Annotated in this window: 9 protein-coding genes; 7 read left to right on the forward strand and 2 right to left on the reverse strand. The window is 65.5% G+C overall.

Translation table 11 applies throughout. From position 1 onward, the window contains the following. Nucleotides 1-131 precede the first annotated feature (131 nt). The 6 genes from ACKI1H_RS15540 to nudC all read left to right on the forward strand — a co-directional run bounded on the left by ACKI1H_RS15540 (nucleotide 132) and on the right by nudC (nucleotide 9819). Nucleotides 132-2384, forward strand: a complete 2253-nt coding sequence (locus ACKI1H_RS15540; protein WP_138525517.1) for an Orn/Lys/Arg decarboxylase N-terminal domain-containing protein — start codon at nucleotides 132-134, stop codon at nucleotides 2382-2384. A gap of 145 nt (nucleotides 2385-2529) precedes the next feature. Beyond that, on the forward strand, nucleotides 2530-4677 hold the full coding sequence (locus tag ACKI1H_RS15545; RefSeq protein WP_440468781.1) for a putative bifunctional diguanylate cyclase/phosphodiesterase: 2148 nt from the start codon (nucleotides 2530-2532) through the stop codon (nucleotides 4675-4677). A 192-nt stretch (nucleotides 4678-4869) separates the two neighbouring features. Then, nucleotides 4870-6213: an amino acid permease gene (locus ACKI1H_RS15550; protein ID WP_440468782.1), complete on the forward strand. Its 1344-nt coding sequence runs from the start codon at nucleotides 4870-4872 to the stop codon at nucleotides 6211-6213. Nucleotides 6214-6451: 238 nt separating this feature from the next. Then, nucleotides 6452-7264, forward strand: coding sequence for a crotonase/enoyl-CoA hydratase family protein (locus ACKI1H_RS15555; protein ID WP_138525520.1), 813 nt, complete (start codon nucleotides 6452-6454; stop codon nucleotides 7262-7264). Between the two features lie 42 nt (nucleotides 7265-7306). Next, nucleotides 7307-8980 carry a ferrous iron transporter B gene (locus ACKI1H_RS15560; RefSeq protein ID WP_138525521.1) on the forward strand — a complete coding sequence of 558 codons (1674 nt, stop codon included), beginning with the start codon at nucleotides 7307-7309 and terminating at the stop codon, nucleotides 8978-8980. Beyond that, nucleotides 8980-9819 (forward strand): NAD(+) diphosphatase, encoded by an 840-nt coding sequence (gene nudC / locus ACKI1H_RS15565; protein WP_440468783.1) that lies wholly within the window; start codon nucleotides 8980-8982, stop codon nucleotides 9817-9819. The genes ACKI1H_RS15560 and nudC overlap by 1 nt, the downstream gene beginning before the upstream one ends. Before the next feature lie 23 nt (nucleotides 9820-9842). On the opposite strand, the gene ACKI1H_RS15570 is transcribed toward nudC, so the two are convergent. Next, nucleotides 9843-10625 carry a TSUP family transporter gene (locus ACKI1H_RS15570; RefSeq protein ID WP_440468784.1) on the reverse strand — a complete coding sequence of 261 codons (783 nt, stop codon included), beginning with the start codon at nucleotides 10623-10625 and terminating at the stop codon, nucleotides 9843-9845. 156 nt (nucleotides 10626-10781) lie between these two features. Between ACKI1H_RS15570 and ACKI1H_RS15575 the strand changes: the two genes are divergently transcribed. Beyond that, on the forward strand, nucleotides 10782-11426 hold the full coding sequence (locus tag ACKI1H_RS15575; RefSeq protein WP_138525524.1) for a hypothetical protein: 645 nt from the start codon (nucleotides 10782-10784) through the stop codon (nucleotides 11424-11426). A 105-nt stretch (nucleotides 11427-11531) separates the two neighbouring features. Here the strand turns inward: ACKI1H_RS15575 and ACKI1H_RS15580 are convergent, their stop codons facing one another. Next, nucleotides 11532-12299 carry an SDR family oxidoreductase gene (locus ACKI1H_RS15580; protein WP_045208354.1) on the reverse strand — a complete coding sequence of 256 codons (768 nt, stop codon included), beginning with the start codon at nucleotides 12297-12299 and terminating at the stop codon, nucleotides 11532-11534. Nucleotides 12300-12326: the final 27 nt, after the last annotated feature.

Raw genomic sequence — 12326 nt, forward strand, 5'->3', positions numbered from 1 at the left:
TCGAGGTGAGCGCACCTGTCAGCCACGCGACGTTTTATTACAGCCGTCAGCCGGGTGCATTCCCCTACATTCCGTGAGTCCATACTCTGGAGAGGATCGACGCCAGTCGTACGTCTTTTCAGGGGTTCACAATGTACAAAGATCTAAAATTCCCCATCCTCATCGTTCACCGCGACATCAAGGCCGATACCGTGGCCGGCGACCGGGTGAGGGATATCGCACGGGAGCTGGAGCAGGACGGCTTCAGCATCCTTTCCACTGCCAGTTCCGCCGAGGGGCGCATCGTCGCCTCGACTCACCATGGCCTCGCCTGCATCCTGGTCGCCGCCGAGGGGGCGGGGGAGAACCAGCGCCTGCTGCAGGACGTGGTGGAGCTGATCCGCATGGCCCGGGTGCGCGCGCCGCAACTGCCGATCTTTGCCCTCGGCGAGCAGATGACCATCGAGAACGCACCGGCCGAGTCCATGGCCGACCTGCACCAGCTGCGCGGCATTCTCTACCTGTTCGAGGACACCGTGCCGTTCCTTGCGCGCCAGGTCAGCCGCGCCGCGCGCAAGTACCTGGAAGGCCTGCTGCCGCCGTTCTTTCGGGCGCTGGTGGAGCACACCGCGCAGTCCAACTATTCCTGGCACACACCGGGCCACGGGGGCGGCGTAGCCTATCGCAAGAGCCCGGTGGGGCAGGCTTTCCACCAGTTCTTCGGGGAGAACACCCTGCGTTCCGACCTCTCCGTCTCGGTACCCGAGCTGGGCTCGCTGCTCGACCACACTGGCCCGCTGGCCGAGGCGGAGGCCCGCGCAGCGCGTAATTTCGGCGCCGACCATACCTTCTTCGTGATCAACGGCACCTCCACGGCGAACAAGATCGTCTGGCACTCCATGGTCTGCCGCGACGACCTGGTGCTGGTGGATCGCAACTGTCACAAGTCGATCCTCCATTCGATCATCATGACCGGTGCCATCCCGCTGTACCTGACACCGGAGCGCAACGAGCTGGGCATCATCGGGCCGATCCCGCTGTCGGAATTCAGCCGCGAATCCATTGCCGCGAAGATCGAGGCCAGCCCGCTGGCGCGCGGCCGAGAGCCCAAGGTGCGGCTGGCGGTGGTGACCAACTCTACCTACGACGGCCTCTGCTACAACGCGCAGCTGATCAAGCAGGCCCTGGGCGACAGCGTCGAGGTGCTGCATTTCGACGAAGCCTGGTATGCCTATGCGGCTTTCCATGAGTTCTACGCCGGACGCTACGGCATGGGCACCAGTCGCGACGACAGCGGCCCGCTGGTATTCACCACCCACTCCACGCACAAGATGCTCGCGGCTTTCAGCCAGGCCTCGATGATCCACGTGCAGGATGCCGGCGCGCGGCGTTTCGAGCAGGCGCGCTTCAACGAAGCCTTCATGATGCACATCTCCACTTCGCCGCAGTACGGCATCATTGCCTCGCTGGATGTGGCCTCGGCGATGATGGAAGGCCCGGCGGGGCGCTCGCTGATCCAGGAAACCTTCGACGAAGCCCTGAGCTTCCGCCGTGCCCTGGCCAACGTGCAGCAGAACCTCGCCGAGGATGATTGGTGGTTCTGCGTCTGGCAGCCGCCGGGCGTCGAGGGCACCGATGAGGTGAAGACCCGCGACTGGGTGCTGGAGCCCAACGCCGACTGGCATGGCTTCGGTGACGCGGTGGAAGACTACGTGCTGCTCGACCCGATCAAGGTGACCCTGGCCACGCCGGGCCTCACCGCCGGCGGGCGTCTGGACTCCCGCGGGATCCCCGCCGCAGTGGTCAGCCGCTTCCTCTGGGAACGCGGGCTGGTGGTGGAGAAGACCGGGCTGTACTCCTTCCTTGTCCTGTTCTCCATGGGCGTGACGAAGGGCAAATGGAGCACCCTGGTCACCGAGTTGCTGGAGTTCAAGCGCAGCTACGATGCCAACCAGCCGCTGGCGGACGCACTGCCCAGCGTCGCACAGGCAGGCGGCGCGCGATACGCGGGCATGGGCCTGCGCGACCTGTGCGACGAGTTGCATCGCTGCTACCGCGACCACGCCACGGCCAAGGCGATGAAGCGCATGTACACGGTGCTGCCGGAAATCGCCATGCGCCCGGCGGATGCCTACGCGCAGCTGGTGCGCGGCGAGGTGGAGGCGGTGCCTATCGATCGGTTGGAAGGGCGTATCGCGGCGGTGATGCTGGTGCCATATCCGCCAGGAATTCCGCTGATCATGCCAGGTGAGCGGTTCACCGAATCCACCCGCTCCATACTGGATTACCTGGCCTTCGCCCAGAGTTTCGAGCGCAACTTCCCAGGTTTCGACTCGGACGTCCATGGTCTGCAAGTGCGCGAGGTAGACGGTGAGCGGCGCTATACCGTGGAGTGCTGCAGGTGACCGTCCGGCTCCTGACAGAAGTGACATACAACCTTGTATGAAAACTGGAACTATCCTTGTGCGCATCGGTAAAGGGAGAACTTGAGGAAAAAGGGAGGTTTCCCCTATGCGCTGTCCCGTGACGTTGCCGAACGAAAGTGAGCGTTTGAGCGCGCTCTCCGACTATGGATTCGACGACGAAAACCTGCTGCCGAGCCTGGACCCGGTGGTGCAGATTGCCGTGCGCATGTTTGGCATGCCGGTCGCTGCGGTGAACATGATCGGCAGTGACCACGTGTTCTTCGCGGCCGCCACCGGCATCGGCGAAGTGGACATGGGGCGCGACGTATCCTTCTGCGCCCATGCCATCGCCCAGGACGGCGTGATGGTGGTGGGCGACGCCAGGCGCGACGAGCGCTTCCACGACAACCCCCTGGTGACCTCGCCCAATGGCGTGCGCTTCTATGCCGGCGTTCCCCTGCTCTCGGTGGAGGGCCAGCCGCTGGGCGCGTTGTGCATCATCGATAGCCAGCCCCACGAGGATTTTTCCAGCGACGACTGCGAGCGCTTGAAGGAGCTGGCGCGGATGGCTTCCGATCGCCTGGAGCTGCGGCGTATCGAGGTCGCCTCGGCGCGCACTCGGCCGCTGTTCGAGGAGTACGCCGGTACGTCGCCGACACCGGTCGTGTGGTTCGATTGCTGGGGTGAGATCGGCGCCTGGAACGAGGCTGCCGCCAACCTGTTCGGCTACGAGCTTGCCGAGGGCAGTGGGCAGGCTTTTGAACTGCTGTTGCCCGAGCGCAGCCGCCAGTCCTTCCGCAGTCTGATCAGCGGGGCCAGCGATGCCACCTCCCTGGACGGCATGGCCGTACCGGGAGAAATCGCCGGCTTGCGCAAGGATGGCTCGGAACTGTCCCTCGGCCTGACCCTGTTCAGCTGGTCGGAGCGGGGCAAGCTCAAGTTCGAGGCGGTGCTCAAGGATCTCACCGCCCGCCACCTGGAAGAGGAAGCGCTGCGCCAGTTGGCCAGCGTCGACGTGCTCACCGGCCTGGCCAATCGCGGTCAGTTCTACCGGCGCACCGAGGAGGTGCTGGTGCAGTCCCGGCCGGCGGCGGTGCTGATGATCGACCTGGACGGTTTCAAGGACGTCAATGACTCCCTGGGTCATGCGGTGGGCGATGGCATCCTGCGGCAGGTGGCCGAACGACTGGACCGGCTGGCCACGGCGGAGGCCACGGTCGCGCGGATCGGCGGCGACGAATTCGCCATCCTCGAGCCCAATCTGCTCTCGCCGGAGCATGCCATGCGCCTGGCTCAGGCTGTGATCGCCAGTATCGCCGAGCCCATCGTCATCGAGGCACACGAAGTGCGGGTAGCTGCCAGCTGCGGGGTGGCGCTGGCGCCTCTGCATGCCCAGGAAGCGCTGGAGCTGGTCGGCGACGCCGACCTGGCCCTGTTCAAGGCGAAGATCAGCGGGCGCAGCCACGCCTTCGTGTTCGTTCCGGCACTGAAGATGGAAGCGGCGGCGCGGCACCTCTATGGCATGGAACTGCACCGAGCCGTGGCCAACGGTGAGTTCCTGCTCTTCTACCAGCCGCAGGTGAGCCTGCGCGATGGCTCGCTTCGCGGCGCCGAGGCGTTGATTCGCTGGCAGCATCCGCAGCGTGGCCTGCTGTCACCGGCGGCTTTCCTGCCATCGCTGGAGGGCGGACCGCTGGCGGCCATCGTCGGGGCCTGGATACTCGATGAAGCCTGCGCCCAGGCTGCCTACTGGCGCCGCAACGGTGCGCCCGACTTGCGCATGGGGGTGAACCTGTTCGGCGCGCAGTTCCGCATGGGCAACCTGGTCACCCAGGTGCTCGAAGCGTTGGAGCGGCATGGCCTGCCGGCGGAGGCGCTGGAGCTGGAGATCACCGAGAACATCGTGCTCAACCACGACGACAGCGTGCTCAGCACCCTGCAGAGCCTGCGTTCCTATGGTGTGGGCATCGCCTTCGACGATTTCGGAACCGGCTATGCCTCCCTCAGCCTGCTCAAGACCTACCCGCTGAGCCGCATCAAGATCGATCGCACCTTCGTCAACGGCATGCTGGAGACCCAGCAGGATCTCTCGGTGATCCGCGCGATCCTCGACATGGCGCGCAGCTTCGATCTGGAGACCATCGCCGAGGGCATTGAAACGACTGCCCAGCGCGATCGCCTGCGCGCTGAGCGCTGCACCGAAGGACAGGGGTACCTGTTTGCCAAGCCGATGCCGTCACTGTTGTTCGAGCAGCTCTACGGCATCGGCGCGCGTCAGGTCGGATCTGCCTGATTCCACGGTTTTTCTGCAGCGGCATTGACCGTGCAGGGCGAAATCGCTCGAAACGGGCAGTGTCGTCCTGCAAAACGGTTTCCTCCTTTGCCCGGCGCTGTCTACCCTGTAGGACAGATCGCCGCTCTGCGTCTTCTCCAGGGGCAGGGCGATAAAACGAAAATACGGATCGCGGGCTTCTAAGGAGCGCAGATGGCGGAAGCGAAAAAGGGCAGCATGGGGTTCTGGAGCTGCACTGCGCTGGTGGTCGGCAACATGGTCGGGTCAGGGGTGTTCCTGTTGCCGTCGAGCCTGGCGGCGTTTGGCGGGCTCAGCCTGTTCGGTTGGCTGGTGTCGAGCACCGGGGCGGTGATCCTGGCCTTCACCTTCGCCCGGCTGGCGCGGCTCAATCCCGGTGCCGGCGGACCTTACGCCTATACCCGCGACGGTTTCGGCAGCTTTGCCGGTTATCTCTGCGCCTGGACCTACTGGAAAGCCGCCTGGATCGGCAACGCCGCCATCGCCGTCACGCTGGTGGGCTATCTGCGGGTGTTCATTCCGGCCCTGGCCGACCCGCTGCTGATGGTCGCCACGGCCATTGGCGCCATCTGGTTGTGCACCCTGATCAACCTGCGTGGCATCACCGCCTTCGCCGTGGTGCAGAACTGCCTCACGGCCCTCAAGCTGATCCCCTTGCTGCTGGTGGGCATTCTCGGCTGGTTCCACTTCAACCCCGACTACCTGACTATCCCGGCGCCTAGCGAGCTGCCGAACATGGGCTATGCCCAGGCGATCGCCACCACGGCGGCGCTGACGCTGTGGTCGTTCATCGGCCTGGAATCGGCCACCGTGCCGGCGGACGACGTGCGGGACCCGAAGAAGACCATCCCCCGCGCCACGCTGTTCGGCACCCTGGCAGCGGCTTCCGTGTACATCCTGTCGATCACCGCCGTGCAGGGCCTGATGCCGCCGGAAGTGCTGGCCAAGTCCACCTCGCCGTTCGCCGATGCCGCGCGCATCCTGCTGGGCAACTGGGGCTACTACCTGGTCGCCGGCGGTGCGGTGATCGCTTGCCTGGGCGCGCTCAATGGCTGGGTGCTGCTGCAGGGACAGATTCCGGTGGCGCCGGCCCGTGACGGGTTGTTCCCCGAGTCCCTGGGCAAGCTCAACAAGAATGGCGCGCCGGCCAATGGCCTGCTGTCCTCCGGGCTGCTGGTGACGGCGCTGGTGATGGTCGACGGCCACGGCGAGTTGGTGGAGGTGTTCAACGTCATCATCCTGCTCGGCACCATGACCGGCGTCGTGCCCTATGCCTTCTGCACCGCCGCGCTGCTGCAACTGCTGGCCACCAAGCCGGAGTCCTTCTCGCCACGCTCGCGGCCGCAGGTGCTGGCGATCGGTTGCCTGGGCTTCCTCTATTCGCTGTGGGCGTTGTATGGCACCGGCGAGCAGGCGATCTTCTGGGGCTTCCTGGTGTTCATGGCGGGTATCCCGATGTACACCTGGCGCCAGTACCGCAACCGTGCACAAGGGCTGCCGATGGCCGCTGGCGACTGATTGTCGCGGCGGCCACCTTCCTGCCAGATCAAGCAGTTGGTGAGCGTATTGCGAGCGGATTCACGCCTGATGCCGTGGCCTGTGTCACAGACCATGGCATCGACTTTTGGTCTTGCCTTGTTATAGTGGCGCGATGCCAAAAATCTGTATGCGGCACCCATAAGAACTGTTGGCCCGGGCTCCAGCGGCAGCGCGCCGCACCCAGACGAGAAGCAGGGCATTCCCGAGGACATCTCCCGTGACCGAATACAAAGCCTTCCGCGTTGAACTGGCGGACAAGATCGCCCATGTGCAGATCAACCGTCCGGAAAAGCTCAACGCCATGAACGCTGATTTCTGGAAGGAAATCATCGATATCTTCCAGTGGGCCGATGAAACGGATGAAGTCCGTGTCGTCGTCCTCAGTGGCGCCGGCAAGCACTTCTCCGCCGGCATCGACCTCGCCCTGCTGGCCCAGGCCGCCAGCCACCTGGGCAAGGACGTAGGTCGCAACGCCCGCGCGCTGCGCAAGACCATCCTGCAACTGCAGGGCTCCTTCAACGCCGTGGACCGCTGCAGCAAGCCAGTGCTTGCGGCGATCCAGGGTTACTGCATCGGCGGCGGCATCGACCTGATCTCCGCTTGCGACATGCGTTACTGCAGCGCGGATGCGCAGTTCTCCATCAAGGAAATCGACATGGGCATGGCGGCCGATGTCGGCACCCTGCAACGCCTGCCGCGCCTGATTGGCGATGGCATCATGCGTGAGCTGGCCTACACCGGGCGTAACGTCAATGCCGAGGAGGCCCAGCGCATTGGCCTGGTCAACAGCGTCTACGCCGACCATGCCGCGCTGTTCGATGGGGTGATGGAACTGGCCCGGCAGATCGCTGCCAAGTCGCCAATCGCCATTCGCGGCACCAAGGAAATGATCGGCTATGCCCGCGACCACCGTGTTGAGGACGGCCTGGAATACATCGCCACCTGGAACGCCGCCATGCTGCAGTCCGCTGACCTGCAGGCCGCCATGATGGCGCACATGAGCAAGAAGACCCCCGAGTTCGCCGATTGATGTCCGTTCACTCTTCTTGCGCGCAGGAGGCGCACTAGGCCGATGGTTACTGGAGCCACGTCCCTCAGTCTGGTCCGCGACGAGCTGTTTGCCACGATGGAGGAGGCCGAGCAGAATCTCGAGCACTTCATCGCCGAGCGCCAGAACGGCAGCCTGCTGCAACATTCCGTTGATTGCCTGAGCCAGATCCGCGGCACGCTCAATCTCATCGAGCTGGCCGGCGCTGAATTGCTGGCGCAGGAAGCGCTGGACCTGGCCACCGACATTCCGACCGGGGTCAGTGAAGACCGCGACGGCCAGCTGGCCGCGCTCGGCAACGCGCTCTACGTGCTGCGCCGCTACCTGGAAAACCTCGAGGCACACCGCCAGGAAATCCCCGAGCTTCTGCTGCCGGCGATCAACGACGTGCGCCAGGCCGCTGGCCAGCCCGCGCTGCCCGAGAGCTTCTTCTTCAGCGCGCGTCTGGACCTGCCGCGCCCGCTGCGCGCCGTCACCGCGCCACAGGTGGACGACCCGGCTCGCGAAGTCCGCCGCCTGCGGCAGATGTACCAGGTCGGCCTGGTGGGTTTGATCCGGGAACAGAATCTCTATCCCAGCCTCAAGCTCATGGGCCGTGCGCTGGGCAAGCTCGACGTATTGCTGGGCAGTGCCGCGCGCACTCGCCTGTGCTGGGTCGGTGCAGGCGCGCTGGAGTCGCTGGTGGACGCGCAGATGCTGCCGCGCAAGACGCGCAAGCTGGTGTTTTCGCGTCTGGACCGCGAGCTCAAGCAACTGATCGTCAACCCGCAGTACGAAGCGCCGCGGCAATTGCTCAAGGAGCTCCTGTATCTCACCACGCTGGCTGATACCAGCGGTGTGCGCGCCACCGAGCTGCGCCAGGTGTTCGGCCTGGCGCCGCTGCCGTTTACCGATCACCTGCTCGAGGACGAGTCGCAGCGCCTGTCCGGCCCTGGCCAATCGGTGATGCGCTCGCTATCGGTGGCAATCCGCGAGGAACTCACCGCCGTGAAGGACCAGCTCGACCTGATCGAGCGCGGCGTCTCCCAGGCCGATGCGCTGGGCATTCTGCACGCCCAGCTGGGCAAGCTGGCCAAGACCCTGGGCATGGTTGGCCTGAACTCTGCCGCCACTTCGCTGCAGCACCAGCATGGCGTGGTCGCCGGCTGGGTCTCCAGGGGAACGGTGGACGACCCTGCTGCGCTGAACTCCCTGGCCGATGCGTTGCTGTATGTCGAGAGCATGGTCGGCAACCTGGAGCGGGGCGAGCGCATGAGCACGCGTCCGACGCCGATGGGGGAGGACGACTCCTTCGCTGTGCACCAGCTCGCCGAGGCGCGCATCGTGGTGATCGACGAGGCCCAGGCGGGCCTGGCGCTGGCCAAGCGCGCGATTACCGCGTACCTGGAATCCAATGGCGACAAACTGCACCTGGCCAACGTCCCGGTCAGCCTGCAAGCGGTGCGTGGTGGCTTGTGGTTCCTCGGTCAGGAGCGCGCGGCATTGCTCGTGGGCGCCTGTGCCGATTACATTCAGGGGCAGATGATCGAGACGACCCAGATGCCGTCCGAGCAGATGCTGGAGACCCTGGCGGATGCACTGACCGGCCTGGAGTACTACCTGGAGGGTGGAGCCATGATGCGGCCTGAAGGCCAACCCGACGTCCTGGACGTCGCCAGCGAGAGCGTCAAGGCCCTGGGCCTGACGGTGGCAGCCTGATGCGTACCGGGCGCTGGGAGTCCTCGATGTTCGAGGTCGCGGCGAACGGCGGCTGGGCGCTCGCCCACTGCCAGCAGCAGTTCCTCGCCGACAGCAACGGCGTGCTGTTCCCCCGTGACTGGCTCAAGCGCCAGGACCTCTCGGTGCTGTCCGAGCATGCCGTCGGCCAGTTCGACGGCGAGCCGGTGTACCTGCTGGAAGTCGACCGCACTGATCCATTGGAGGGCGCCAGCTGGATCGGCCTGCGCCAGTTCATGATGCAGGCCGAGGACGACATCTTTGCCATGCTCGGCTTCGCCAGCCAGATCGGTATCTGGTGGCGGCAGAACCGCTTCTGCGGCAGCTGCGGCCAGCCCAGCCAGCGCCTGCCTCGCGACCGCGCCATGCACTGCGAGAGCTGTGGCATCCAGCGCTACCCGTTGCTGTCGCCGAGCATGATCGTGCTGGTGACCCGTGGCGATGAAGTGCTGCTGGCGCGTTCGCCGCGCTTCGTGCCGGGGATGTACAGCACCCTGGCCGGCTTCGTCGAGCCGGGCGAGTCGGTGGAGCACTGTGTCGCGCGCGAAGTGCGCGAAGAGGTGGGCGTGGAGATCGGCAATATCCGCTACATGGGCAGCCAGCCCTGGCCGTTCCCGCATTCGCTGATGTTCGGCTACCACGCCGAGTACGTCAGCGGCGAGATCGTCATGCAGCCGGACGAGATCGAGGATGCCCGCTGGTTCCACGTCGACGAGCTGCCGCGCCTGCCGGCCGAGCGCTCCATCGCCCGCTACCTGATCGAGGTCTACCTGGCGCGCCGCGCCGGTCGTCCCGATCCTGTCCTGCCCGGCGGCGCCTGAATCCAGGCGCCGCAACGGCCGCCTCAGGCCGCGGCGGAGAACCAGTGCTGCCAGGCCAGGCGCACGGTCAGAGCGAGCACCACCAGAATGAATACCGGACGAATGAACTTGGCACCGCCGCCAATGGCCGTGCGCGCGCCAAAATAGGCGCCGACCATCAGCGAACTGCCCATGCACAGGCCCAGCAGCCAGACCACCTGACCCGAGGCGATGAACACCGCCAGCGCGACGATGTTGCTGACGAAGTTCATGCTGCGCGCCACGCCGCTGGCGCGGACCAGGTCGAGCGGGTACATCAGCAAGGTGCTGACAGTCCAGAAGGCGCCAGTGCCGGGCCCGGCCACGCCGTCGTAGAAACCCAGGCCCAGACCCTGTGGCCACTGGCGGCGCTGGGCAATGCGCGGATTGGCGTCCAGCGGCGCCTCGGGTGTCTTGCCGAACAGCAGGTAGAGGCCGCAACCGAACACCACCACCGGCAGCATGCGGTTCAGCCATTCCGCTGGCATCAGGTGCGCAGCCCAGGCACCCAGGGCTGCGCCGATGGCGGTGGCGATCAGACCCTTGCGCCACTGGCGCGGCTGGAACAGCTTGCGGCGGTAGAAGGTATAGCTGGCCACGGCGGCGCCGAAGGTCGAGCTCAGCTTGTTTGTGCCCAGCGCCAGGTGCGGAGGGACGCCAGCAGTGAGCAGGGCAGGGATGGTCAGCAGGCCGCCGCCACCGGCGATGGCGTCGATGAAGCCGGCGAGGAAGGCAACGCCGGCGAGAATGACGAGGGTGGTCGGGTCTACGACGAGTTCGAAGGGCATGGGTCAGGCCTTGATCGGGGGCCCGTGGCGCCACTCTCTCGTAAAGAATGGTGCGCGGGAAACGTTAACGGGCCCGAAAGCTGCGACGGTCTGGCTGGCCGCGCAGGGATGCGGTGCGCATAATGCCGGCATTTCTACAAGGAAGGAAATCATTCGATGCAGTACGACGGTCTGGCCTGGGTCGTTGCCTTCTTGGCGCTGTTGGCCCTGGTGGTAGCCGCCCGCATTCTGTTCGACCGTCACTGGTTCCTCGGCTGGTTGCGGGGTACGGCGGGCATGCTGTTCGTGGCTGTCGCCGTGTTGGTGGCGCTGGTGGCCTGGGATCTGCGCAGCTACGACCCGCTGCCGGCAGAGCGTCCGCTGGCGACGCTGAGCTTTCACAAGGTCGGTGAGCAGCGCTATGACGTCACCGTGCTGCAGGGCGATGAGGAGCGCCGCGTGGAACTGGCTGGGGATCTCTGGCAGCTGGATGCGCGGGTGCTGGAGTGGAAAGGGCTGGCACGCTTGATCGGCCTGGCGCCGGGTTACCGCCTGCAGGACCTCAGCGGCCGCTTCCTGGCCGTGGAGCAGCAGAGCCTGGGGCGCAAGGTGGCGCTGGCGGACGACGTGCTGGGGCTCGATCTGTGGCGCTGGCTGCGCGACGGCCAGCATGACCTGCTGACCTTCGTGCCCAAGGCAGGCCGGGTGAACTACCTGCCGTTGGCCGACCAGGCCGTTTTCGCAGTGCGCTACGGGGCCGGTGGGTTGACCGCCGAGCCAATGAACGCGGCGGCGAATCAGGCGCTGAAAGACTGGCAGTGACTGCTTTTCTGTAGGAGCGAGCAAGCTCGCTCCTACAAAGAGCCGCTCGTTCGGAAATGAAAAAAGGGAGCCAATCGGCTCCCTTTTTCGTTTCCTCGATCAGGCTCAGGCGAGGAAGCCGCCGTCCACGTTCAGCGTGACGCCGGTGGTGTAGCTGGAGGCATCGCTGGCGAGGTACAGCACGGCGCCGGCCATTTCGCTCGGGTCGGCCACGCGCTTGAGCGGGATGCGCTGCAGGGCAACGTTGCGGATGGCGTCGTTGCTCACCAGCGCCGAGGCGAACTTGGTGTCGGTCAGGCCCGGCAGCAGGGCGTTGCAGCGAATGTTGAACTGCGCGCACTCCTTGGCGAAGACCTTGGTCATGCTGATCACCGCGGCCTTGGTCACCGAGTAGATGCCCTGGAACTCGCCGGGAGTGACGCCGTTCACCGAGGCGACGTTGATGATGCTGCCGCCGCCGTTGGCCTTCATCAGCTTGCCGCCTTCGATGGACATGAAGTAGTAGCCGCGGATGTTCACGTCGACGGTCTTCTGGAAGGCCGACAGGTCGGTGTCCAGTACGTTGCAGAACTGCGGGTTGGTGGCAGCGTTGTTGACCAGGATGTCCAGGCGGCCGAACTGCTCGCGGATCTGTGCGAAGACGGCCTGGATCTGCTCCATCTCGCCGATGTGGCAGGCAATCGCGGTGGCCTTGCCGCCGGCGGCGACGATTTCGTCAGCCACGGCCTGGCAGCCGTCGATCTTGCGGCTGGAGACGATCACGTGGGCGCCCTGTTGGGCCAGCAGCTTGGCGATGGCCTCGCCGATGCCACGGCTGGCGCCGGAGACGAAGGCGATCTTGCCTTCGAGGTCGAACAGTTGGGTCTTGGACATGGGGGTTCTCCTTGTTCTGGGGCGCCT

The sequence above is a fragment of the Pseudomonas sp. YH-1 genome (genome assembly GCF_051990045.1).
In the GTDB taxonomy this organism is placed as follows: domain Bacteria; phylum Pseudomonadota; class Gammaproteobacteria; order Pseudomonadales; family Pseudomonadaceae; genus Pseudomonas; species Pseudomonas nicosulfuronedens.

What these genes read in the sequence shown, in the direction of transcription:
- ACKI1H_RS15540 (WP_138525517.1), top strand. Translation starts at nt 132, where the DNA reads ATGTACAAAGATCTAAAATTCCCCATCCTCATCGTTCACCGCGACATC.
- ACKI1H_RS15550 (WP_440468782.1), top strand. Translation starts at nt 4,870, where the DNA reads ATGGCGGAAGCGAAAAAGGGCAGCATGGGGTTCTGGAGCTGCACTGCG.
- ACKI1H_RS15560 (WP_138525521.1), top strand. Translation starts at nt 7,307, where the DNA reads ATGGTTACTGGAGCCACGTCCCTCAGTCTGGTCCGCGACGAGCTGTTT.
- nudC (WP_440468783.1), top strand. Translation starts at nt 8,980, where the DNA reads ATGCGTACCGGGCGCTGGGAGTCCTCGATGTTCGAGGTCGCGGCGAAC.
- ACKI1H_RS15570 (WP_440468784.1), bottom strand. Translation starts at nt 10,625, where the DNA reads ATGCCCTTCGAACTCGTCGTAGACCCGACCACCCTCGTCATTCTCGCC.
- ACKI1H_RS15575 (WP_138525524.1), top strand. Translation starts at nt 10,782, where the DNA reads ATGCAGTACGACGGTCTGGCCTGGGTCGTTGCCTTCTTGGCGCTGTTG.
- ACKI1H_RS15580 (WP_045208354.1), bottom strand. Translation starts at nt 12,299, where the DNA reads ATGTCCAAGACCCAACTGTTCGACCTCGAAGGCAAGATCGCCTTCGTC.